Annotated in this window: 23 protein-coding genes; 5 read left to right on the top strand and 18 right to left on the bottom strand. The window is 70.4% G+C overall.

All coding sequences use genetic code 11. The features are described 5' to 3' along the window. Positions 1-136: 136 nt before the first annotated feature. The 4 genes from ACRYR7_RS00645 to ACRYR7_RS00630 all read left to right on the top strand — a co-directional run bounded on the left by ACRYR7_RS00645 (position 137) and on the right by ACRYR7_RS00630 (position 3,736). A complete protein-coding gene (locus tag ACRYR7_RS00645; RefSeq protein WP_432570132.1) occupies positions 137-631 on the top strand; it encodes a cold-shock protein in 495 nt (164 codons plus the stop codon). Between the two features lie 215 nt (positions 632-846). Further along, positions 847-1,380, top strand: coding sequence for a DinB family protein (locus ACRYR7_RS00640; RefSeq protein ID WP_432570131.1), 534 nt, complete (start codon positions 847-849; stop codon positions 1,378-1,380). 409 nt (positions 1,381-1,789) lie between these two features. Then, positions 1,790-3,046, top strand: coding sequence for a hypothetical protein (locus ACRYR7_RS00635; RefSeq protein ID WP_432570130.1), 1,257 nt, complete (start codon positions 1,790-1,792; stop codon positions 3,044-3,046). A gap of 9 nt (positions 3,047-3,055) precedes the next feature. After that, positions 3,056-3,736 (top strand): hypothetical protein, encoded by a 681-nt coding sequence (locus ACRYR7_RS00630; protein ID WP_432570129.1) that lies wholly within the window; start codon positions 3,056-3,058, stop codon positions 3,734-3,736. Positions 3,737-4,114: 378 nt separating this feature from the next. Here ACRYR7_RS00630 and ACRYR7_RS00625 read toward each other — a convergent pair whose 3' ends face one another. From ACRYR7_RS00625 to galE, 18 genes are all read right to left on the bottom strand, one after another. Further along, complete coding sequence (locus ACRYR7_RS00625) at positions 4,115-4,807, bottom strand: TlpA family protein disulfide reductase (RefSeq protein ID WP_432570128.1); 693 nt, start codon at positions 4,805-4,807, stop codon at positions 4,115-4,117. A gap of 345 nt (positions 4,808-5,152) precedes the next feature. Further along, entirely contained in the window at positions 5,153-7,084 is a 1,932-nt protein-coding gene (locus ACRYR7_RS00620) for a bactofilin family protein (RefSeq protein WP_432570127.1), read from the bottom strand. Positions 7,085-7,732: 648 nt separating this feature from the next. Next, positions 7,733-7,870, bottom strand: coding sequence for a hypothetical protein (locus tag ACRYR7_RS00615; protein WP_432570126.1), 138 nt, complete (start codon positions 7,868-7,870; stop codon positions 7,733-7,735). A gap of 230 nt (positions 7,871-8,100) precedes the next feature. Next, positions 8,101-8,283 (bottom strand): hypothetical protein, encoded by a 183-nt coding sequence (locus ACRYR7_RS00610; RefSeq protein ID WP_432570125.1) that lies wholly within the window; start codon positions 8,281-8,283, stop codon positions 8,101-8,103. A 303-nt stretch (positions 8,284-8,586) separates the two neighbouring features. Next, the gene (locus ACRYR7_RS00605) at positions 8,587-8,766 is read right to left on the bottom strand and encodes a hypothetical protein (protein WP_432570124.1); all 180 of its coding nucleotides are present in this window, start codon (positions 8,764-8,766) and stop codon (positions 8,587-8,589) included. Continuing rightward, the gene (locus tag ACRYR7_RS00600) at positions 8,750-9,112 is read right to left on the bottom strand and encodes a hypothetical protein (protein WP_432570123.1); all 363 of its coding nucleotides are present in this window, start codon (positions 9,110-9,112) and stop codon (positions 8,750-8,752) included. The genes ACRYR7_RS00605 and ACRYR7_RS00600 overlap by 17 nt, the downstream gene beginning before the upstream one ends. Positions 9,113-9,614: 502 nt before the next feature. Next, positions 9,615-10,847, bottom strand: coding sequence for a beta-ketoacyl-[acyl-carrier-protein] synthase family protein (locus tag ACRYR7_RS00595; RefSeq protein WP_432570122.1), 1,233 nt, complete (start codon positions 10,845-10,847; stop codon positions 9,615-9,617). A 2-nt stretch (positions 10,848-10,849) separates the two neighbouring features. Beyond that, a complete protein-coding gene (locus ACRYR7_RS00590; RefSeq protein WP_432570121.1) occupies positions 10,850-11,104 on the bottom strand; it encodes an acyl carrier protein in 255 nt (84 codons plus the stop codon). A 28-nt stretch (positions 11,105-11,132) separates the two neighbouring features. Continuing rightward, positions 11,133-11,900, bottom strand: a complete 768-nt coding sequence (locus tag ACRYR7_RS00585; protein WP_432570120.1) for an ABC transporter permease — start codon at positions 11,898-11,900, stop codon at positions 11,133-11,135. Then, a complete protein-coding gene (locus ACRYR7_RS00580) occupies positions 11,887-12,765 on the bottom strand; it encodes an ABC transporter ATP-binding protein (RefSeq protein WP_432570119.1) in 879 nt (292 codons plus the stop codon). Before ACRYR7_RS00580 ends, ACRYR7_RS00585 begins: the two co-directional genes overlap by 14 nt. Before the next feature lie 16 nt (positions 12,766-12,781). Then, positions 12,782-14,356 carry an alkaline phosphatase family protein gene (locus ACRYR7_RS00575; RefSeq protein WP_432570118.1) on the bottom strand — a complete coding sequence of 525 codons (1,575 nt, stop codon included), beginning with the start codon at positions 14,354-14,356 and terminating at the stop codon, positions 12,782-12,784. Then, positions 14,346-14,924, bottom strand: coding sequence for a histidine phosphatase family protein (locus tag ACRYR7_RS00570; RefSeq protein WP_432570117.1), 579 nt, complete (start codon positions 14,922-14,924; stop codon positions 14,346-14,348). Before ACRYR7_RS00570 ends, ACRYR7_RS00575 begins: the two co-directional genes overlap by 11 nt. A gap of 1 nt (position 14,925) precedes the next feature. Beyond that, positions 14,926-15,639, bottom strand: coding sequence for a PIG-L deacetylase family protein (locus tag ACRYR7_RS00565; protein ID WP_432570116.1), 714 nt, complete (start codon positions 15,637-15,639; stop codon positions 14,926-14,928). Continuing rightward, on the bottom strand, positions 15,636-17,042 hold the full coding sequence (locus ACRYR7_RS00560; protein WP_432570115.1) for a glycosyltransferase family 4 protein: 1,407 nt from the start codon (positions 17,040-17,042) through the stop codon (positions 15,636-15,638). Before ACRYR7_RS00560 ends, ACRYR7_RS00565 begins: the two co-directional genes overlap by 4 nt. A gap of 8 nt (positions 17,043-17,050) precedes the next feature. Further along, positions 17,051-17,986 (bottom strand): hypothetical protein, encoded by a 936-nt coding sequence (locus tag ACRYR7_RS00555; protein ID WP_432570114.1) that lies wholly within the window; start codon positions 17,984-17,986, stop codon positions 17,051-17,053. Next, complete coding sequence (locus ACRYR7_RS00550) at positions 17,987-19,006, bottom strand: radical SAM protein (RefSeq protein ID WP_432570113.1); 1,020 nt, start codon at positions 19,004-19,006, stop codon at positions 17,987-17,989. Next, positions 19,003-19,944, bottom strand: a complete 942-nt coding sequence (locus tag ACRYR7_RS00545) for an NAD-dependent epimerase/dehydratase family protein (protein ID WP_432570112.1) — start codon at positions 19,942-19,944, stop codon at positions 19,003-19,005. The genes ACRYR7_RS00550 and ACRYR7_RS00545 overlap by 4 nt, the downstream gene beginning before the upstream one ends. A 66-nt stretch (positions 19,945-20,010) precedes the next feature. Further along, on the bottom strand, positions 20,011-20,976 hold the full coding sequence (gene galE / locus ACRYR7_RS00540) for a UDP-glucose 4-epimerase GalE (RefSeq protein WP_432570111.1): 966 nt from the start codon (positions 20,974-20,976) through the stop codon (positions 20,011-20,013). A 1,313-nt stretch (positions 20,977-22,289) separates the two neighbouring features. Here galE and ACRYR7_RS00535 point away from each other — a divergent pair. Then, entirely contained in the window at positions 22,290-23,018 is a 729-nt protein-coding gene (locus ACRYR7_RS00535) for a phosphatase PAP2 family protein (RefSeq protein WP_432570110.1), read from the top strand. Positions 23,019-23,060 lie beyond the last annotated feature (42 nt).

The following is a 23,060-nucleotide window of genomic DNA, read 5'->3' as shown; positions in this document are numbered from 1 at the left end:
CCGCAGACAGCCGGCGACCCCACTGCCATGACGCTGATGACGCCGATGACGCCGGCCTCGCGCCTTCGTCGAGGAATGGGTGGGGCAGGACCCGTGATCCGCTGCCGCGAGCACCCCGCAGGACCATGATTCGACCGTGAGCACCAGAGGTGTCGTCCGCGATTGGCACGACGAGCAGGGCTGGGGCGTCATCGACAGCCCTGAGACGCCGGGCGGCTGCTGGGTGCACTTCTCCGCCGCCGTGAGCACCCAGGACGGGCTGCGTCCCGGCCAGGAGGTCGCCTTCACCTACGAGCGGGGCGAGCAGGACGGGTACCGCTACCGCGCCCGGCGCGCCTGGCCCTGGGGTGAGGACCCGGTTCAACGGCCGGGCACCACGGTGTTCAACGACCGCAGCGGGGCCTTCACCAGCAGCCTCACCCTCACCCACGACGACCCGGCATCCGCCGAATCCGCCCAAGCCGCCGAGGCCTCCGAGGCCTCCGAGGCCTCCGAGCCGCCGGAGCCTCGCCGGTCGGGACGACGCACCGGCCGCCGGCAGCGGCACCGGCCCTGGGCACGGTCAGCGTCACCGTCTTCGAGGCGGCACCGGGACGCAACGAGGTCCGCATCCACACCCGCGGCACGCTGAACGAGCACCTGGTGGAGGCGGCCATCGCCGAGCTGCAGCACGTGCACCAGCAGCTGATCGAGTGAGCCGGACACCCGAGTGAACCGGGCACCCGGCCGCACCTCTCGGGCGCTCGGCAGCGGCACCGCGCTCATCCCGCTGGCCGAGGCGTCGACGTTCGCTCCGATGACGCCTCCCGGCACCCGGGAGCCAGGGGGCGCCGCCAAGATGGCGCGGTGGACGATGGAAGCGGCACGCAGAACGGCGAGCGCCACGGCGTCACCGAGCCCGCACACCGCGGGGACGAGAGCACCGCACTGCTGGGCTTCCTGCAGCGCCAGCGCGACCTGGTCGCCTGGAAGGTCAGCGGCGCCTCGGAGACGGCGCTGCGGGCGGTGGCCACGCCGAGCGGCCTGAGCGCGCACGGGGTGGTGCGCCACCTGACCAACGTCGAGCGCTCCTGGGTGCGTGACGTCTTCGCCGGCCAGGACGCACTGGTCTTCGACTGGAGCGAGGACGACCCCGACGGCGAGCTGCACGTGCCCGAGAGCGTGACGATGGCGCAGCTGCTGGCGGACTACGCCGCTGAGGCCGCACGCTGCGACGCGGTGGTGGTGGCGCACCGCCTCGACGACGTCTCCACCCGACGCGGCTTCTCCTTGCGCTGGATCCTGCTCCACCTGCTGGAGGAGACCGCGCGGCACCTGGGCCACCTCGATCTGCTGCGTGAGCACGCAGACGGCAGCACCGGCGAAGAGCCCACCGGTTGACACCAGGACCGGCACGCCCGACCGCAACGCGATCCCCACTGGGACGGGCGAAGCCTGCTGACCCACCGCACACGCCGGTGTCCGCCGCGTCCGCCACATCCACCCCGTCCCTGGTGGCACGTGATCACGGCAGGCACGACGACTCGACGAGCACGGAAGGCCGCAGGCAGCAGCCGACCCAACCGTCGGTGACCGGACCTGACCGCACCGCGCCTGCGCGGCGGCCCCAGCGCGCTGCTGCCGCACCGCACCGCGCGGCAGCAGCGCCTACGCCCACCGGCTGGCACCGTCAACGATCAGCAGAACCCACCTGCCCGTCCCGCCCGCCCACCGGTAAGGACCAGCAGGCGCTGCACAGCAGCCACCCAGCAAGCCAGAAGAAGCGAGCAGGAAAGGTCAGGAGAGCCCCGTGAGCCCGAGCAGCGAGCTGTCCGCGCGCCTGCTGGCGCACTCCTACCACCGCGCCTTCTGCGCGGTGCGCGCCCAGCTGCAGCACCTGCTGCCGCAGCTGAGGCTGCAGGAGCCGGACTGGCTGGCCCTGGTGCACGCCACGGCCCAGCTCCAGGCGCAGGTGTGCTGGCCCGCACCCGGCGCGCGGCTGTGCGTGCAGGCGCAGCACCCCGAGCAGCACCTGCCGCAGCTGCTCGCCCTGATCGAGCAGCACCCCAGCTGGCTGCTGCAGATCCAGGAGCCCACCGCCGCAGCCTTCACCTCGCTGGGCACCGGCACCGTGCCGCTGCCCCTGCACGCCGCGCAGCTGGCCGACGTGCTGCCCCTGCTGCTGCGCCGGCAGGTGCGCGCCCAGCGGGTGTGCACCTGGCCGCAGACGACGCGGGCCGCGCTGTACTTCTGGGACCTGGACTCTTGCGACCTGCAGGAGTGCTGCGGGGGCGTGGACGGCTTCCACGTCGAGCTGCACCACGACCAGCGCGCGCTGCGCCCACCGCAGACGCGAGCAGAGGCGACAGCAGGAGTGGAGGCAGCACCAGTTCCCGGACCGCTCGAGCACCCGGGCACCGCGCCCCGCGACGGGCTCCCAGGCGGCTCGTGCGGCGGACCAGGCGGCGTCGGCGACGACACCGAGCTGCGTGGCGAGCAGCGGGTCGGGCAGCGGGCCTGGGAAGCGATCCGCACCGCCTTGCCCCTCGGGCGGGTGGTCGCCGCCACGATCACCGGCACCGGCACCGGCACCGCGGCCGGCACCGCGGCCGGTGCCGGTGCCGGTGCCGGTGCCGGTGCGAGCGGTGCCACCGCCAGCACGAGCGGCACGAGCGAGCCCGACGGACGCGCGGAGGTCTTCGCCGAGATCGAGGGGTACCCCGGCGTCGTCGCCGTCCTGAGCACCGGCACCCGCACGGACCACGCCGGTGCCCCGCGCGTTGCACGCCGCACTGCACACCGAGCTGGTTCGAGCACTACCAGCGACGGCGGGCCCTCGAGCAGCGCAGCACCGGGCACCCGGATCCAGGCCCGTGTCGTGCGTCACCGCCGCGAGCGCCGGCAGGTCGAGCTGCAGCTCACGCGCGTGCTGACCGGTCCTCGACCCGCTGCCCCCGGCCCGCCGGCGCGCGACGCCCGCAGCACCGAGCACCGGCCAGCCGCGACGGTCACCGCGCCGAGAACCGTGTCGGGGTGGATCTGCTCCTGCAGCCGTTGCCGGTCCTAGCGTGGTGGCATGCATCTGCCGTCGCAGGGGCCAGAGAGCACCGGGATCGGCACGGGGGGTGGCGCCCACCTGATGATCGGGCTCAGCGTGGCCATAGGCGTGGCGGTGGGCGTGTTGACACTGGCGAACCGTCCCCGCTCCAGCGCCGCGGGCGGAGGTGATGCGGGCGAACCGGGTGAGCTGGGCGAGTCGGCCCTGCCGCCACCAACAGAGCTGGCGCCCCCCGCGCCGGGCATGGCGGCGAGCACCGCGCCCGCCAGGCCCACCGCGTCCTGGACCGTGCACGGGCCCCTGCTGACCTGGCACACCACCAGCACCACCAGCGCCGCCGCCTCGGTGCACGGCGAACTCACCCAGCGCCACGGCTGCCTGAGCATCGGCACCCACCCCGCTATCTGGCCGCACGGCACCACCTGGGACGAGGCCACACGCACCCTGACCCTGCCCGACGGCACCCGCGCCCGGATCGGCACCGCGCTTCGCGGTGCGGGCGGCTACACCAGCGCCGAGCGCCTCTGCGCCCTCAGCGCGCGCGAGGTCGGCGGGCAGCAGCTCACCGCGTTCCTGCGAGCCCACCTGGAGCCCAGCGCGAGGGTGGTGGTGGTGAACAGCATCAGCACCCGCGGCGACGGCAGCGGCGACGGCGATCGGCCACGGCCCGAGCCCCGGCACGAGCACCACCACGACTGAGCGCACGCCCCCACCGGACCCTGACCGGGCCCGATCACGCCAGGCCACCCGGCCACCCGGCCACCCGGCCACCCGGCCACCCGGCCACCCGGCTGTCCGGTGCCTGCGGCGGTGGCAGCCCCCGCCGCACCAGCAGCGACGCTCCCGCACCGTGCGGCCGCCGGAACCACGGGTCTGCCGCAGAATCCAGCGACACCGGTCCGCCACCGCAACGCGCACCAGCTCCCATGGCCTGCCCGCTCACAATCAGCCCCGAGCACCTGGCGCTGCACCTGGGCCAGCGGCACGACGAAAGCCTGTTCCCGCGCGCCCGAGGCGCCCTGCGCGCGAGCTGACGCTGCGCGCTCGGGCCACCGCGCGCCGCCCCTGCCCGCTGCTCTACCCGCCCGCGCCCGGCGAGGGCACTGCCGCAGGCGGGGACACCACCGCACCCGCCGTGCTCCCGGTCGGCACGTCCTCGGCCAGCACGTCCTCGGTCAGCACGTCCTCGACCAGCCCCTCCAGCGTGGAGGCGTCCACCTCCCCGGCCACGCTGGCCGCCACCCGCCCCCAGGTGTCCAGCACCAGCGTGGTCGGCGTCGCAGCCGGCACCACCCCGCGCAGGCCCAGCAGCACCGACCCGTCCGCATCGTCGATGCTGGGGTAGCTGAGCTCGTAGCGCTCCTGGAAGGCGCGCACCCGCGCCGCGGAGTCCTGACGCACGTTCACCCCCACCACCTGCACACCCGGGCGCCCGCCGGCCTGCTCATCGGGCTCAGCACCCGGCTGCACCTCCACAGCTTCGGCGGTGCCAGCGGTGCCGGCGTAGCGCTCGGCCACCCCCTGCAGCACCGGCGCCTCGGCCCGGCACGGAGCGCACCCGGCGTACCAGGTGTTCAGCACCACCACCGACCCGTGCATGTGCGCGATGTCCACCACCTGCCCCTCCACGGTGCGCCCGGCCACCTCCAGCGGCGCCTCGCGCTGCTCGATCGGCACCTGCACCCACGCCCGCCCGGCCGTGAGCCCCTGCTGCGGGGCCGGCAACCCGTCCCCGCTGCCGCACCCGGCCAGCAGCACGAGCACACCCACAGCGGCACCGGCAGCAGTACCGGTACCAGCGCCAGCACGCGCACCGACAGCAGCGCTGGCGCGCGCACCGCATCCGCCCCGAGCGCCCTGGTCCCTCCCCCGCCTCACCACCCCAGTATCGCCAGTCCACGACTGGTCCCGTGCTCTCCGGGCGGCCCGAGCTACCCGAGCTGCCCGGCGCCGTGCCCACCCCGCCCCCACCCGGCTCGGGCCGCGCCGACGGCGGGCAGCGTTCACCAGGCGCTGTCCTGGCCACCCGCCGCCGGCGCGCGCCACGCACCACCGGCGCGAGCTCAAAACACCTTCAGCATCGATCGCCCGCCCTGGTAGCGGGTGGTGCGGTACTCACGGCCAGGCGATGACGTGCATGCCCCGCTCGGCGAACCGGGTGCTGTCACCGTCCGCCTGGGGGTGCACCGCCACCTGCCCGATCTGCTCCGGCGCGTGCAGGTCCAAGCGCTCGCCCAAGGAGCCCTCCACGCTCAGCTCCAGGGCGGTGATGCGCGCCCCCTGTTCCATGCGGATCCCTTGCAGCCAGGACATCTGCACCTCCACCTTGCCCTCGATGACCGCCCCCTTGCCCATGAGCAGCCCTTCCTTAACGCGCGTGCCGGTGTTCAGGCGCAGCCCCCTGGCGATCCGGGAACCGGCGCTGAGGGAGATGGTGTGCTCGACGGTGGTGCCGGAGAGCCTGAGCGCGCCGTCGATCCGGGCTTCCTCCTCGAGGATCAGGTAGGACATCCGGCACTCGCGACCCGCGCTCACAGCTCCGCGGACGTGCGCGTCGGGCCCGAGCACGAGGCCCTCGGAGATGACGACCTGCCCGTTGAACGAGATGTCCCCATCGACGACGGTGTCCGCGTCCAGCCACAGCTTCCCGTTGATGCGGACACCTCCACTGACCAAGATGCGCTTGAGCCAGACGCGCTCACCGAGGTGGACGTCACCGTTCGAGCGCGCATCGACGGCCAAGAGCAGGCCGCGCTCGATGCACGCCTCCTCCTCGATGGTGAGCGCGCCGACGTACGCCTCCCTTCCCAAGCTGAGCTTGCCGCCGATGCGCGCCCGGGCGCCGATCACCGCAGCGCCGTTGACGCTCGTGCCGGAGCCGAGCAGGACGTCGCCGCCCACGCGCACGCCCGGGCCGGGCGTCGCAGCGTTCGCACTGCCCACGCCCAGAGCCAGGCCCTTGCTGATGCGGGTCTGGCCGTCCACGAGCACGTCGCCGTCCACACGCACGTCATCGCCCAGCGTCAGGTAACCGCCAACGCGCGTTCCCTCGTCCAGGCTCAAGGTGCCGGTGACGTGCGCTGCGCCCTCGAAGGTCACGTCACCTGCGACGTAGGCGCTTCGCAAGATCACGTCGTGGACACGGCGGCCCGACAGGTCCAGCTCGTCCAGTGCGGCACCGCTGAGGTTGACGTCGAAGTCGTGCCCGCTCGCACCCGCGAGGGTGTCGGCGGGTGCTCCTGAGGGCACGGCCTCGCCAGCACCGTCTGCCCGGGTCATCTGCGGCAGCAGCGCGGGGATCAGACGGGTGGCGGTGCGCCGCACCTCCGCCTCCGCGTCGCGCTCATCGCGCACCTCGTGATCGCGAGGCCACCACGCACCACCAGTGAGGTCCTCCGCGCTCGGAGGTGTCGAGGGCTCGTGGTCGAGGTCCACGTGGTGGAAGGGCTGGCGCAGGTAGGCGCACAAGACGTCCAGGACGGTCTCGGTGCGCTCGGGGCGCTGAACAGCCAGGCGGTGCAGGGAGTGCAGGGCTCCCAGGCGCACCGAGGCCGCGGCATGCCCGAGCTGCTCGATGGCCTTGGCGTAGCGGTCGTCGTCGGCGCGCGCCTGCTCGTGCTCCAGCACCCGGGCACTGTGGGTGGCTGTCTCACGGTCGCGCTCGCGCGCCAGGTCGTTGGACTGCCTGGCCAGCTCGACGGACTCCTGGGCCCGCTCCAGGGAGCGCCGGGTCAAGCGGGCGTTGTGGCCGCCGACGATGGCGCCGGTGACCGCGGCAGCACCGGCGAGCAGGGCGGCGGCAGCCACGCCGAGCGGGGCGCGGATCGCGTTCTCAGCCGCGGCGATCGCGGTGCGGTCGGGCACCGTCTGACCGTTGACGACGCGCGTGTGGTCCTCGTCGTCGATCATCCGCATGGGTGCGTACACCCACAGCACACCCGCCAGGACCAGGGCGAGCGCGAAGACGCCGCCGATCGCTCCCCAGTGCCGCCGGGGCAGCCCTTCGTCGGCCCGCTCCCGGGTCGAACGCTTGCACTCGTCGCCCACACCCCGATCCTGGTGGGTACGTGGCACCGGTGCGGGCCGACCGGTCCAGGGCAAGCGCAGTATCCCGCCTCGCGGCGGGATGGCCCAGGCGACAGGGGCGGCCGGACGCCCATCCCCTGCGGGGCTTGCACGGCCACAGGTGCGCGCCCCCGGAGTGCCTGGCGGGGGCTCGGTGCGGCATCGGGGGGTGCTCCGGCCACAGGGCTGGGTGGCGCGCTGGGCAGAGCACTGCGGTGGAGCGGCTCGGTGAGGTCGGCCTCGTCGGGGGAGGCGGTGCTGCGCAGCGCGCGCTTGCCGTCGGGCTTGAGGACGTGCTTGACGGTCAGAGACTGCAGGACGAGGTCCTGCGCCTCGGCGGGGCTCTCGGGCGGCTGGGAACTTGACCGCGCTCATGCCCGCAACGCGAAGGAGGGGTTGCCGCCGTAGTGGCGACCCCTCCCCGGCCCGGCCAGGTCCCGCCGTCCGGCGGGGGTCCTGACCTTCCCTCGACCCGGCGTGACGCGCACCCGGGCCCTTACCAGTGCCCGCAGGCTACCCGCGCGGAAGGATCTTCCGCCGAGCGCTCAAGGTGGGGCGCTCACGTGCCGTTGGGGTGGTGAGCGAGCACGGACCGGGCCGCATTCCGGGCGGCCCGGCCCTGCTCGCCCCTCACGCCGGCTGCTGGGACTGCACGATCGCGGTCGCCAGGTCGAAGGCCCCGCGCAGGGCCTCAAGGTTGGCGGTCTGCCAGTCGATGACGCTGATGAGGAGCAGGACGGCGAGGGCGCCGGAGATGCGGTTGCGCACGAGGACCTCCAAGGTCGGCGAAGCCGTCGGCGTCGGGATGACGCCAACAACTTGGTTCTCGGGGCCCCGCCGGAGGAGCTGAAGCCAGACGCCCTCAGTGACCGAGGAGCGTTACGTTCGCTCACCCGGACGGACCACTCGGCCCCGCTCGTCATCGACGCTGCGTGACCGGTTCACCCGGGGGGACGGCGAAGGGGCCCGCCCCGAAGGACGAGCCCCACCACCGCGCGTCAGGCCGTGAACTCCCCGGCCCGCCACGCCTCCCGGTAGTGCCGCGCGCACAGGCCCCGATCCAAGACCTTCTTGTCGCACTCCTCCCGCGAACACTCCGGCGGCGCGGGCGGCGCCTCCCGCGCCGGTGGCGCCTGCGGCAGGGCGGCGTCGACCTGGCCGAGCGCCGGCGCCTGCTGCATGCCCTGCGCGCCAGACGCGGCACCCGACCGCCACGCCGCACGCCCTGCTACCCGCTGGGTGCCCGGCGCCCGCGGCTGGCCACCTTCGGCCTGCGAGCGCTCCTGACCCTCGAACGCTCGCGCCCAGCCCCGGACTCGGTCCCGCCTCGGTCCCGGACCGCCATCACCGTCTCGACGAGCGCGACCGGGCAGGCTGCGTGCACCCCCGGCACCTGCGCACGTGCCCGCACCGGGGCACCGGGTCCGGGCCGGCTGACAGCTCGGCCCCGCACCCGGCCAGGGACGCGGGGTCAGGTCCGAAGCTCAGGCCTTGGCCCGGGGCTCCTTCGGGGTGTAGCTCACAGTGGCCAGCTTGGCCAGGTGGGGATCAGGGGTGATGCCGAGCACCTTGTACGCGTTCACCCGCGCCCGGGCGGCATCCACGGCCTGGGGCGTCACCTTGATCACGCGCCTGCGGGCCTTGCGCTCACCGCTGAGGGTCATCGCTCTCCTCCGCACCGTCCTGGACGTCGAAGTCTACGTCCTCACCCTGCGCGGACAAGCTCTCCGCCGCCCCCAGCGCGCGCTCCATGTCCGGTGTCGAGGTGGCCCGGTCGGCGATCTCCCTGCCCGCCTCCTGCTTCAGCTCGTCCGGGGCGTCAGGATCGTCGGCGAAGGACTGCGCCAGCGCGTCCAGCATCCGGTAGCCCTTCGCGCGCCGGGCGGGGTCCGGCGAGGCCAGCATCAGCTTGATCACCTCCGGGGAGGGGCCGGTGATCGCGGCCCTGGCCGCCCTCCTGGCGGCCAGGACGGTCCCGAGGAAGGACAGGCCCTGCGCCGATGAGCGCACCCACCAGGCCGCTGATCGCCGCGATCCACGCGCTGGCATCCACCCGTGGACGCTACCGGTGCCCCAGCCGGAAGGAGCCGCAGCGACTCGCCCGGTGGCTCGACCAGCGCCCGGCGACTCGAGCAGGGCCCGGGGTGTGGCAGGGCCTGCTGTCGCAAGCGTGCTGCACGATCGCGGCGTCATGATCACCAGGACATGACCACGGCGTCCAACCGCTGCAGCCGGTGACAGGCCGAGGACCAGCGCACCGGGGACCAGCGCGCGCCGGATCGCCCACCGGCCAAGAGGGGATGTAGATGCCATGTGTACGGTCGCGGGGCCAGCGCGGGGCCAGCCGTTCACGGCGCTGACTTCTCAGTTGCGCCCGCACCCACCCACCAGGCATTGCCGTGCTCAGGCGACACCTGGGGTGCTGCCGTACTCGGGCGCCGAACCTTACCGTGCTCGTCGTCGACTGCTCCGTGGTGCATGAGGCGAGCGCTGGTTGGTGGGAGCGTTCTACTCACCCACGGGCAGAGCTGAGGACCAGGCTCACGTTCTGACCTCCGAAGCCGAAGGCGTTGACCATGAGAGCGTTGGGTCCTGCCGGCATCTCCCGCGGCTCCTTGGCGACGACGTTGAGGTCCACGTCGATGTCGGTGTCGACGAAGTTGGGGGTGGGTGTGATGACGCGCTCGCTGAGTGCGCGTGCCGCGATCGCTGCAGCCAAGGGCCCTGAGGCACCGACCAGGTGGCCGGTCATGGACTTCAGCGCGGTGACGGGAACGTCGCCCACGTCCTGGCCGAACACTCGGCGCATGGCGTAGGCCTCGGCGGCATCGCCGGCGATCGTTCCGGTGGCGTGCGCGTAGACGCCGGAGAGGTCCGCGCCGGTGCGCCGGGCCATCTTCAGCGCCTTGCTCATCGCGGCCGCGGCCATGAGGCCGGTGGGTTCGGGGGCCACGAGGTGATGACCGTCAGAGGTGATGCCTGCGCCCTCGACGTGGCACAGCACCTGGGCGCTGCGTCGTCGCGCGTGAGTCATGGACTCCAGGACGAGCACGCCCGCCCCTTCGGCCAGCACGAAGCCGTCGCGCTCGCGGTCGAAGGGGCGAGAGGCCGCTGCCGGATCTGTCGTGTTGGTCGACAGTGCTCGCAACGCCCCGAAGCCCATGACGGTGAGCGGGTCCAGGACCGCCTCAGAGCCACCGGCCACCACGACCTCGGCTTGACCTGAGGCGATCAGCCCGTGGGCCAGTGCGATGGCTTCCAGTCCCGAAGCGCACGCGCTGACCGGACTGTAGGTTCCCGCCTGTGCACCGAGGTCGATGGCGACCTTGGCTGCCACCGCATTGGGCATCACGCGGGGGACAGTCGATGCTCTGACGGTGTTCTGATGTTGCTGGCGCTGCTTGTCCAAGGTGGCGCGGATCGAGGTGAGGCCACCCAGCCCCGCGGAGATTGACACGGCCAGGTCTGGCGTGTTCACCTCGGGCTGGCCGGCCATCTTCCAGGCTGAACGCGCGGCGTTCATGGAGAAGGCAACCGAGCGGTCCATCCCGCTGCTCTCGTGCCCGCTCAGCTGGTCGATGTAGTGATCAGGTACGCGCGCTTCGAGGTGGTCGCCCAGGCCGCGCTGGTCGTCGCCCACGCAGGTGATCCCGCACGTGCCGGCAAGCACCCGATCGAAGATGGCGTTGATTTCGTTGCCGAGCGAGGCCAGGACCCCGATTCCCGTGACGACGACCTCCTGCACGATTAACCTTCCTCACCGACGGTCGAGGTGACGATCACGTCACGGATGTCGCGCACGTACTCGATCTTCTGCAGCGCCGCGGCCGGTACTCGCCGACCGACTTCCTCCTCGAAGGCGGTCAGCAGCTCCAGCTGGTCGAGGGAGTCCATGTCGAGGTCGGCGAACTTGGTGTCCAGACTCAAGTCCGCAGGTGCCGGCGCGCCGGTCACTTCCGTGGTGATCTCGGCGAAGCGCGTCAGGAACTTCTCGTCGTCCATGGTGATGCATCCCCTTCCCGGTCACAGCTCACGTACGCCACTGCATTGCCCGGCGGGCCAGCGCCCAAGCCAGGAGAGCAATCGCCATCAGTGCCAGAACATCGCGGCCGACGGTTGCGAGGTCGCCGCCCAGCAGGCTGCCTCGAACCAGTGAGGCGGCGTAGAACGCCGGGTTGAGGTAACCGGCCCACACCAGCGGCTCAGGCAGCAGGTGCGCCGGCACGGCGACAGGACCCAGAGCCAGCAGGGAAAGCGTCACGGCCAAGCTGGTGGATGAAGCCTGCTCCAGGGACCGGGACCGGTTGCCGATGAAGGCGCCGATGCCCGCGCTGGGCAGCACCAGGAGCGGCAGCAGGACCACCGCGAACCACGGCGGGCTCAAGGTGACATTGAGCAGCCAGGCACCCAGCAGCGTCGTCACGAACACCGAGGGCAGCGCCAGCAACGTGAAGGCGGCCAGGCTGGCCAGCATCAGGCTCTCGCGGCGCAGCGGCATCGAGGCGAAGAACTCCAGGGCACCGGTCTCGCGCATGAAGGCGAAGTTGCTGGCGATCTTGCTCTGTGTCTCGAAGAGCAGGGCCATCACGATGCTACCGGAAAGGGCGTAGGTGAGCGCTGCATCACCTGAGGTTCTGGCGAAGAAGCCCAGGGTGAGCACCGTCAGCAGCGGCGCCAGCATCCCGGTCAGCAACATCTGGGGCCAGGACCAGCGCCAGTTCGACAGCTGGACGAGGAAGAGGGTGAGAACCTGGCGCGTCCACTTCACGTCACGTCGGCTCGTGTCAAGCAAAGCCATAGTAGACGTCCTCGAGGGTTGTCGAAGTGATGCTCAGGTCGAGCAGGTCACGTGGGGGGACATCGGCCAGGAACTTGTCGAGGTGGTCCAGGGGCAGGTAGCCATCGACGTAGGAGCCTTGCGGATCTCGATCTTCGAGATAGGAGGGCAAGGTGACCTGGCTGGTGCGCAAGAACCTGACGTGCATCTCACCGGCGACCGATCGCTTGAGGTCTTGAGGTGAGCCGACCGCCACCAGCTTACCGGCGCGCATGATGCCCACCCGCTCGATCACCTGCTCCGCTTCGAGCGCGTTGTGAGTGATGAGGATGATGGTAAGGCCTCGGCGGTTCAAGTCCTTCAAGTAGGACCAGACGAAGCGCCGCAGACCCGGATCCAGCTCGTTGGTCGGCTCGTCCAGGATGAGCACCTCGGGTTCTCCCGCGATGGTGGCGGCCAACTGCAGCAAGCGGCGTTGCCCCCCCGACAGCGAGCGCGCCACGCGGTGACGTATCTCGCTCAGACCGAGGACTTCGATGAGCTCGTCGCGGTGCGTGCGCGCTCGGCGCAGCGGCAGGCCCCGCAGGTAGGACACCGCCAGCAACGCCTCGGCGACGGTGAGGTTGTTTAACGCGAAAGCGCTTTGCGGCATGTACCCGACCCGGCTCAGGTGCCCGGACCGGTCGTCGCTGATCTTGTGCCCAAGAACGTGGATCTCGCCGCGATCTGGTTGCAGCAGACCGACCATCATCTTGATCAAGGTCGACTTGCCCGCACCGTTGCGCCCGAGCAGACCGAAGAAGTCACCTCGCGCGATCTCGCAGGTGACGTCGTCCACGGCCGGTTGGCTGGAGCTGTGGTAGGTGCGGCTGACGTTGCGCAGCACGTACGCGGAAGGTGCCTCAGTCACCGGTCACACCGAACAGCTCGCGGCAGGCACGCCGAACCAGGGGTGCCAGGTCGATCAGGGAGGCCGGTGGCATGGCTCCCTGCAGGACCGGCCCGTAGGTGCGGAAGAAGCCCGACATCGACGCCCTGTCGGGGGTGAAGCCGTGAGAGGCCGACTGCGCTGCCTGTCGGGCTGGGCCGGTGGAGTAGTAGAACTCCGCGTGCTCACCGCACGTGAGGATGCGCCGGCCCGTTCGCGGTGATGGCGAGGGCAGGCCGAGGTTGCGAGCGTGTTCACCGTGCAGCCAGCCCACGTGGGGGCCCAGCGAGGCGAGTGCTTCCTCGAGGGTGCGCAGCTCGGCGGGGTGCAGCGGCTGGTCGCAGTACAGGTACGCACAGGTGCTGTCACCCTGGAACACCATGCGGTCGGCCAGAGCGAGCTCGTCCAGCACCGCGTTGGGGCGCAGGTGCGTGTCCACCCAGTCGATGCCGTGGTCGGAGAACAGCAGGACCTGGACGTGCTCACCCAGGGCTGCGCGCACCTGCTCGATCTGCTCGCTGACCAGGGCGTAGGTGGCCATCACCTGCTCGTCGGCATCTCGCATCGCCGCCTCGGAGCCGCGCAGACGGTCCCAGGTGAGGAACTCTTGGGCGTGGTCGGTCTGGTTGAACCTGAGCAGGAGCACGTCCGGGTCGTGGCGCTCGATCACCCGTAACGCTGTCTGCGTGACCCAGGCGGCGGTCGGGACCTCGAAGTACTGCTCACCTGAGGCGTCGACGTAGGACGCGCAGGTCGCCGAGGGTCCTGCCTGCGACGGCGACAGCACCGCGGGGTCCAGGCCGGTGGAGTGCAGCAGCAGCGCTGCGGTCAAGAGGGTCAAGCTGGCGCTGGCGCCTTCGCCCGCATCAGCGAGCATCCCGTGGTCCTGTGCCACCGCGGGACTTTCAAGGACCACGGGCACCGACAGCAGGCCGGCCCTGGTGGGGATCGACAGGCGCACCGCCTCACCGGGTGAGAGCTGCACCCTGGTGTCGGCGCATCGCAGCGTGGCGCCCTTGGCGTGCAGCTGCACGTGCAGCTCCAGGCGCTCACCGAAGTAGTCCACGCCCACCGGAGCGGTTTGCTGCCCATCGCGGGCAGTGGGGATGGCAACGGTGCGCCGGGGGGCGTACAAGCAGTAGTAGGCCGGGGTCGGGCCGTGCCGGTCGTGGTTCAGGGTCTGCGGGAAGTGGACCGCCGCGGTGCTCAGGCCTACCCCGGCGCACCAGTCGAGCAGTGAGGGCGCCTGCAGGCTGGAGTGCTCGTACGGGTGGAAGGAGGCCAGCGGATCCTCGGCCCTGGCGCGGATTTCGGCCACGGACTCACGGCTCCAGAACCGGTTGCCGACGATCCCGTGCTGCGCCGGCAGGAGTCCTGTGGTGAAGCTGGCGTGCGCGCTGGCCGTGGAGGAGGGGTACACAGAGCGCACCGTGTGCACCGGGCTCTCAGCGTGGCCCCGCCTCGAGCGCGGGGGTGCGAAGAAGTTGCCGCGCCGGACGGTGTCGGGCTGGCCGCCGTCCACGGAGACGATCAGGAGCTTAGGCCGCACGGGTGCTCACCACCTGGGGGCTCACGTTGTGCGAGTGCAGCAGCCAGGCACCATCGCGTGCACCTGGGCGGTACTGCCAGTGCGTCAGCGCTCCGTGCGCCATGGCCAGTTCCACCTCGCCGCGGGTGCCGGTCACCGCCTCGAAGAGCGCGTCGAGCGTGCCGCTGTGGCACACCCATAGGTGGGCACCGGCCCCCTGGTTGGCGAAGGTCAGCTCGTGCAGCAGGTCGCCGATGGCGTGCACGTACCGCGACCAGGCATCCGCCCCGTCGGCTGCGCGCAGCAGTCTGGGCGGCTGGGGCATCTGCTGCCCGTGCAGCCCGGTTCCCACCTCGTCCAGCCGGGCATCGACCTGCCAGGGCAGCCCCAACACCTGGCCGACGTGATCGGCGGTCTGCTGAGCTCGCAGCAGGCGCGAGGTGCGCAGGTGGGTGATGCTGGCACCGCGCAGCAGGTGCGCGCCGGCCTGCGCTTGCAGCGCTCCGGTGGCCGAGAGCACCCGGTCATCGTCTCTGGCGCGCTGGGCATCACGCTGGTCGTGGCCGTGGCGCATCAGGTACAGGTGCACCTCAGCCGCCCTGGGCGGCGTGGGCGGCGTGCGCGGGCAGCGGCGACTGCTGACCCAACAGGCGACGGCTGGTGGCGAAGGCCTCGGCTGCGTGCACGGCGACGTGGAGCCCGCGCACGGCAGCCAGGGCTCGGATGCCCTGGATGCTGCGGGCTTGGGGGTAGGGCTGGCACTCGTCGTCGTAGACCTGCATCGCCGCGCACTTGACATCCAGGTACGCGCCCACCTCCACGAAGGTGTCGGGCGTGAAGGGCGCACCCGAGGCCTGCTGCTCGGTGGAGGACAGCACCTCGAAGGTGAGCAGCTCTCGCACCGATGCGGTGGCCGGAGCCTTGGTGCAGTAGGTGACGCTGTGGTGCGTCAGGCGGTGGTCGGCGTGGATGTCGCCGTGGTGGTGCGTCAGCACCAGCTGCGGGCCCACCGCGTCGATCGCCTTCTGCACCGCGGCGACGACTTCCCGGCTGGGCGCATCGGCCATGAGGCCGCCGTCCACGGCGAAGCCGCCGAAGGACACCTGTGCTGCGCCCAGGATGCTGCCAGCGCGCCGGCAGCGCTCGCGAGCTTGCTGCAGATCCAGGCGTCCGTGACGCAGGCTGACCCCTTCGGCGAGGATGAGGATGTGCACCGCGTGCCCCTCAGCGGCCAGGCGCGCCAGCGTGGCGCCGGCCCCGAGGACCTCGTCGTCGGGGTGGGCGACCACCGCCAGCACGATCACCGAGGCGCACCGCTGTTCTGCTGGCCCAGGCGCAGGGGAACCAGTGCGGCCATCTGCACCAGGCGCACCAGCGTGTCGGTGCCGACCCGCGGGTCGTCCAGCGCGGCGCTGCTGCCGTGCCGCACGGCGTGCTCGATCACGAGCATCTCTTCGGCGTCGACGACGGTGATGAGGGAGTTGGCCGGGACGAACACCATTCCTCGATCACCTTCATCCTTGAGCCGGACCTCGGCCCAGTTCAGCTCGCTCAGCGCTTCAGCGCGCACGCCGGTGCTCAGGTGCAGGGCCAACAGCTGGGTCTCGAAGTGGTCCAGACGGGGAGCGAGCATGTGCTTGTGCAGGACGTCGTTGCGCGCCCGGATGCCCATGCTGCCGGCCAGGGCCTCATCGCGCACCATCCGCTCCATGGCAGCAACCAGTTCCTCGGTGCTGTCCACCAGGAAGCCGTGCTCCTCGTGCTTGACGAACTCGGGGATGCCGCCCAGGCGGCTGGCGATGACGGGCAGCCCGGCCGCCATCGCCTCCTTCAACGCCAGCGGCCCGGTCTCGGGCACCGTGCTGGCCAGCACGACCACGTCCGCCGCGGTGTACAGCGGCGCCATGTCCTCCTGGTGGCCGGCGAAGATCACCTGCTGCTCCAGACCGGCAGCTGCGCACTGCGCCCGCAGTGCCTGCTCGTCAGGTCCTTCCCCCGCCACGATCAGCACGGCGAGCTCGCGCACCCCCTCGGGTAGGGCCGCGAAGGCGCTCAGCGCACGATCGATGCCCTTCTCCCACGAGAGCCGAGCCGGCACCAGGAAGACGAACGCCTCCGGGTCGACCTGCAGGGCTTCGCGCGCGGCCTCACGGTCCACTTCGGACAGGCGCTGCTCCAGCGCGGGGGGGACGCTGCTGAGCATGACGTGCACCTGCCGCGGGCGCAGGGTGCCGGCTTCGACGTGGTGCTCGAACTGACGCTCGGCCTGCTCGCGCGAGGTCGCCACGATCAGGTCGGTGCTGCGCAGCAGCTCCTCGGTGCGCGTGCCCTCGGACAGCGGGAAGGCGGAGTGGCGGAACAGGCACACTGCCGGGCGCGCCTGGCACTGCGTCGAGAGCTTCCGATCCGGAAGGCGCTGCTCCAAGAGCCGGTGAGCCACCTCGGCGTCGTGACGGCCGGAGACGATGAGGACGTCGGGCGCACCCTCCTGATCGATCAAGGCACCCAGGTCAGCCAGGGCGGTCTGCGGGGCCGCGGCGAAGGCGGCCACCGCGTGGTGAGGGCGCTGCGTCGTCCGGTGGTGCTCGTGCATCCGACTACCGCGCTCGCACACGACGCTGACGTGGTGACCGCGCTCGCGGAGCCCCTCGGCGAGGTCGTCCATGTACTGGTGCTTGCCGCCCCAGGCTTGGTCGGAGACGGTCATGACGAGCTTCATAGCGCGTTGATTCCTCTTCCGAAGACGCTGGGGTGCGAGCCGGGGACCGTCCAGGATCCCGGGCAGATGCGCAGCGCGGCCACCCGACGGCTGACGCCACCGAGGAGCGCGAAGCTCAAACCGCTCATCCGGGCCTCGTGCAAGCACTGGGTCAGCAGTGCTGCTCCGATCCTCGAGACGACTCCCTGGAGGTCGTCACGCACGGCGATCGAGGAGAGCATCCCGCGGCGGGTGGTGTTGTAGGAGATGAAGCCGACCGGCCGGCGTGTCTGCGCGGTGGCGTCGTCGGACTGCACGGCGATGACCGAGGAGATGGGAGTGTTGGCGAAGGAGCGCTGCACCTCGCTGGCCCACCCGGCACCGAAGGTTTCCTCGATCCACCCGGTCAGCGCACGCTGCTCGGAGGCTTCGGGCCGGCGGATGGTGTACGTCGCGCCCTCCTGCGAGAAGGAGGTCGGGAAGTCGGGCAGATGGGTGCTGGTGAGATCGACGAAGATGTCACCGTAGGCGAGGGAGGGGTCATCAGCGCTGCTCGCCAGCAGGTTCGCGGTGCCCGAGCCCTCGGGCACGGCGACGCTGGCAGCGCGGATGAGCGGGTCATCGGGCACCTCGTCCAGGAGGCAGTACGCGAATCCCGACCAGTGCAGGTAGTGCAGAGCGCGCCTGAGCACTGCGGCGCTCCTCGCCCGATCGGTGTGCCCCTCGTGAAGAGTCACCCGCCCCAGGGAACAGACTCCGTACGGGTGCAGCTCGATGCTGCCGACGGGCTTGCCGTCCTGGGTGAACGTCAGGTACGAGCCGACCCCTACGCCCGCGACTGACGCACCGTCGCCGTCGCGGACACCAAGGACCGATGACGTCAGGTGCGCGGACAGCCCGTCGCGGGCCGGCTCACCGAGGTCGTACAGGCGGACCAGGTGGGTACCGCTCACTCAACGCACCTCATAACCTTCGAAGATCTGCCGGTCCAGCAGGGAGGTGAAGACCGGCTGAGCCGCTTCGCTCTCGCCCTCGGCGAAGTTCCAGAAGATGTGTCGCAGCTCCTCCTCGGAGAAGGCGGCCTGCTCCTCCTGCAACTGCTGCTGCCCACTGGACCAGATGTGCGCCACGGAGGCGTCCTTGACGTTGCCCAATGGGTGAGGACTGTACAGCCGACTCATCGTGACATCGCCCGTGGCTGAGACCGCGATGCTGCTGTCACGCACCAGGTAGGGGAACATGACGATGTCCTGCACCGGCTCGTACGCCTCTCCGGGCACCAGGTACGGCGCGTTGAGGTTCAGGTCGAACTCGGTGGGTGCGACCGACTTCTTGAACTCCTGCACCTTGCGGTGCATGTCCAGCGTCTCCTGCTCGGTGAGCAGCAGCCGGTTGCGTCCACCGCGGCCGTGTGCACGCACGACGATGAGGTCCTGACGCCGGAACCCGTCGGACCTGAGGTACTCCACGAGCTCGAAGACGTTGTCCTGATTTGTTTTCATAACCGTCGTCAACACCTTCAGGCTGTCCACCCGATCGCGCAGGTAGCGGGCATTGTCCACCACGGCATCGAAGGAGTCGACAAGGCGAACGGCCTTGAACGTCTCGCGAGTCCCGTCCATGCTCACGCGGATCGATGTGATGCCGCTGTCGACGATCCGGTCCAGCTGGCGCCGGTCCAGGTTGGCGGCATTGGTGATCAGCGTGACGGTGGAGTGGCGCAGATCCTTCACCACATCGATGAGCTGCCAGAAGCCCTTGCGCATCGTGGGCTCGCCACCAGTCAGCGTGATCTCGAACGCACCCATCCGGTCCAGGTCGATCATGACCTGCTTGAGCTGCTCGATGCTGAGCATGGCGCGACGGATGTGCAGCGGAATCTCACCGGTGTTCGTCCTGCAGTGGATGCAGCGGAGGTCGCAGGCGTACGTCACATCGACGCTGGCGCGTACAGGGGCGGAGAATCCGCTCACGAGGCAACCCCTTCAAAAGATCGATGAGAAGTGCTTGTGCCGGTCGTGCGCTGAGACCACCAGTCGAAGGTGCGTGCGATGCCGATCGGCACCGGCGTCGCAGCTCTCGCTCGCGGATGCAGGGAATCCATCACCGAGGTGTCCGCGCAGAACTCCGCTATCTCGTTGCGCCGCCCGGGCAGGTCGACGAACGTGGCGTCCGCGGCCAACTGCTGGATCTGCAGCGCCACATCGCGCACCGACCAGGAACGGCCGGATCCGACGTTGACCACAGGAACGTACGGCCCCCGGGCGAGCGCGACCAGCTTGTCGACCGTGTCATCGACGTAGGACAGGTCGCGGCGCTGAAGTCCCGAACCTTCGATCGGCAGCTCAGCACGCACCAGTGCGCTGTGGCACAGGCGGGGAACGAGGGCGTCGGTCCTCTCGCCGGGACCGAAGACGTTGAACAGGCGCGCGATGGTGACCTCCACCTGACCTCGCGACTGCTGGTGGGCACGAGCCAGCATCTCCAAAGCGACCTTGGAAGCGGCGTACGGCGACATCGGCGACATCGGCGAGTGTTCTGCGCTGGGCAGCATCGAGGCGTTTCCGTACACCTCGCACGTGCTGCCGATGATGACTCGCGACACGGAGCTGGCGGCGCACAGGCGAAGCAGGTGGCGCCCGGAGTCGATGTTGTCCAGGTACTCCAGGGGTCTGTCGAAGGACTCCGGCACGCTCTTGTGGGACGCGAGGTGGTAGACGACCTCGACGCCGTCGAGGTCGGACTCGTCCATGTCCAGGACCGACTTGACCATCAAGTTGCCCAGCGGCTGCTGCAGCGGCGCCACGCGCAGGTCGTCGACGACGTCCACCGCGACGGATCGCGCCAGGAACGCCGAGCTGACAGCTCTGCCGATGAAGCCCGCACCGCCTGTGACCAGTACCCGTTGCATAGGTCTCCCCGCATCGTCATCACTGTGCGCCGAAGCGCTCGGTCCGCGCGCAGCGTCAGAAGGTCTTCACAGCGCAGGTGCAGCGCTGCGGCACGCCCATTCACTGCCGATCATCTCTTTCAAGCCCAGCGACGCTTCCCAACCGAGTTGCTCGTGCGCCTTGTCCACGGCTGCGACGACCTCGGCCACGTCACCGGGCCGGCGTGGGCAGATCAATGGATCGATCCCAACGCCGGTGACCTCGCGAGCCTCATCGACGAGTTCACGCACCGAAATGCCCACCCCGCGCCCGATGTTGAACACCTCAGCGGCCGGGCCACGCACGAGTCGTTGAGCGGACACGACGTGCGCACGAGCGAGATCGAGCACGTGCACGTAGTCGCGGATGCAGGTGCCATCGGCCGTGGAGTAGTCCGCGCCGTGTATGCGCGGCGCCCGCCCGGCCTTGAGCTCCTCGAGCACCAGGGGGACGACGCTGCTGGAGGCCTCGTTCGCCAGCACTCCACCGGCGGCACCAGCCACGTTGAAGTAGCGCAACGCGATCCACCTCAGACCCAAAGGCTCCGCGGCAGCCTTCAGCATCTGCTCACACGCCAGCTTGGTGTGTCCGTAAGGGTTCGCTGGAAGCGTGGGGGCTTCCTCGCTGACCATCCCACCGGAGGGCTGGCCGTAGACCGAGGCACTAGAGGACAGCACGATCCGATGCACCCCCGATGCAGACATGGCCGTCAAGACACTGTGGAACGCCTGCACATTCTGTTGCCAATACAACAACGGGTCGCGCACCGACTCCTCCACCGACTTCTTCGCCGCGAGGTGGATGACCCCGTTGACCTTGGCGTCGACCATCAGTTGCGACAGTGCCGCGGTGTCCGCGATGTCGAAGCGGTGAAGGGGGACGGTGGCGGGCAGTCGTCCAGCGCGACCGGTTGACAAGTCGTCGACCACCACCACGTCCTCGCCGGCGTCGTGCATGACCTGCGCCACGTGTGCACCGATGTACCCGGCGCCGCCCGTGAGGAGCCACGTCATGCGGGGACCTTAAGGCGCGGTCTTTCAAGGTGTCGAGCAAATCCAGAAGAACACCCAAAGGACACCTTGCGTTCAGGTGAGCAGGTTCCCCCACCTTCGGCCCACCAGGCGCGAACGGAAACGCCCGCCGATCCACCGGAACCTCGAACGCCGTGACCGGCCGGCTGCACCCCGCCACGCCCAGCACAGCGCAACGGGTCCACCAGCCAGGCGGCAGATCCGGCGATCACCACGTTCCGCGTCGCATCCAGCGATCTGTACGACCGCAAGGACGCCCTGCCCAGCACGTCGAGCCAGCCCACTAGCGGATCCTCCTCCAACCACCGTTCGGCGGCCCTCGAAGTGCACACGCATCCTGACGCGTCCTGGTTCACGCAGCGTCGAAGGCTAACGCCTCAGCGTGCGCGCGGAAAGAGGTGGTTCCATCGAGTTTCGTAACTTCCGATGAACGCAGGTTCGTCCGCCGCTGGAGCTGCCACCGCCGCCATCGCTGGGGTCGCTGACGTGGTGACAGTGGCGGGCGCGCCATCGACAAAGTGTTCAGCAGCACCTGTTGCAGCTTCTCGTACTCAGCGTCGGTCTTGGGTCGGCGTGCGGGTGCACACGTGCGGTGGCGCTGGCGGCTGCTGTCAAGCACCCCTTCAGGGGGCCAATGACGCTGGTGGCCTCGGGCGCCGAGCGTGCTCGAGCCCGACGGCTCGCGGGTGGGACGGAATCGAGAGGGTGGTGCCGACGTCGCGGCATGTGCTGCGGTGATCAGCAGTCTGACCAGCAGCTTGAGCAGCGCAAGAGCGCAGGACCGGCTCTGCCGCGCCGGCTCTGCAGCACAGCCTCTGCGGCTGCGCACCATGCTGCGCGTACCCGTGAGAGGCTCGGCGTGCCGATGAGGCAGCGCCGGGCTCGCCGGCAGTCAGGCGCAGGCGTGCGCAATCCTGGGCGCGCCAGCTCGGCTCTCGCAGCGCTGATGGTTGACTCGGCGTGCTGCGGTGGCCAAGGTGGTGCCAAGGGCTTTGCCTTCGAGAGGATCGAGGCAGTCGATGCAGCCCTGTGCTCGATGAAGGCGCCGAACGCTGCGCTCCGCCGCTGCAGCGGGGCTGCGCGCACCGACATGCGTATCGAGCGCACCGGAGGGCGGCGCGTGAGCCCGCGTGTTGCATCCATGACGGAGACGCATCCATGACGCAGGCGTCGGTGTCCGCGGTGTACCAGCGCCAGCTCAGGCTGTGCGCACCCCTGTCCTCCCAACGCGCCACCCTCACGGCAGTTGGTCACCGCGATCACCGCGATCACCGCATCGCTGCGGGGCGCCGAGCGTGAAGGGTGTCGACCGCAGGCTTGTGGTGAGCCTTGACGCACGACTGCGTTCACTGGTGCGCTGGCTGTTGTGGACCGGGGGCATCGCCGCACTCTTGGCCGGTGCGTTGCTGAGCCTGCGGCTCGACCACCACTTCAGCGGCGTGCTGTTCACTGCCGCAGTCCACCTGCCCGTACTGGGCTGGTGCGCCGAGCAGCTGAGCGCGATCGGCAACCCGCTGCCGGGAACGGCGCTGACCGGCGCGCTGGTCCTGGCTGCGGCGTGTGGTCGCAGACTCGTAAGCGCGGTGGCGCTGGCGAGCATCCCGCTCGCGGCTTCATGGTCGTGCTCGGTCCTGAAGGTCCTCATCGAACGTTCGAGACCGGACTACTCCTGCGAGAGGTCGGTTCCCTGCCTCGTGGCTGGGTACTCCATGCCCAGCGGCCACGCGGTGGGCGCGACGGTGCTGTACGGACTCATCGCGACACTGGCACTGCTTTACCTGCGAAGACCAGCATGGTGGTGCGCGGGCATCACCCTCGCGGTGGGCATTGGGATCTCCTGGTCCCGCGTCGTAGTGGGCGCGCACTACGCCGCCGACGTACTCGCCGGCCAGGTCTTGGGTACGGCGTGGGTACTGCTCGGAGTGCTTGTACTGAGCTGCGATGCGCATCGGGTACCACGTCGCTCCCCCACGACCCGGGAGGAGTCTGCCAGCACGACGAAGCAGCGCTCGCAGGAACGGTGAGCTGCTCAGAGTCGGATCTGCTGCACGATCTCGTGAGACCGC

Origin of the sequence: Kineococcus gurbantunggutensis (assembly GCF_050871925.1) — a bacterium.
Taxonomy (GTDB): Bacteria; Actinomycetota; Actinomycetes; order Actinomycetales; family Kineococcaceae; genus Kineococcus.
The sequence above is the reverse complement of the archived record's forward strand: the minus strand, read 5'-3'. Positions and strand labels throughout refer to the sequence as shown.